At 61.8% G+C, this 241-nt stretch carries 1 pseudogene; it reads left to right on the top strand.

What is annotated here, in order from left to right:
- Positions 1–241 (top strand): annotated as a pseudogene (locus AAEZ02_RS23365) (chemotaxis protein); the annotation flags it as partial.

The raw sequence follows: 241 nt of genomic DNA on the forward strand, positions 1-241 counted from the left end.
GTCACGGCCTCGGTGACCGAAGACTTTACCGGCACCATCGCTGACTCCATCAACTATTCCGTAGATCAACTGCGCGACCTGGTGGCAACTATCAACCTCACCGCCGGCCAGGTCGCCGGCGCGGTGCAGGACACCCAGGCCACCGCCATGCACCTGGCCCAAGCCTCGGAGCACCAGGCCCAGCAGATCGCCGAAGCTTCCACGGCGATCAATCAGATGGCCCAGTCCATTGATCAAGTAT

Origin of the sequence: Shewanella sp. T24-MNA-CIBAN-0130 (genome assembly GCF_040310185.1) — a bacterium.
In the GTDB taxonomy this organism is placed as follows: domain Bacteria; phylum Pseudomonadota; class Gammaproteobacteria; order Enterobacterales; family Shewanellaceae; genus Shewanella; species Shewanella psychromarinicola.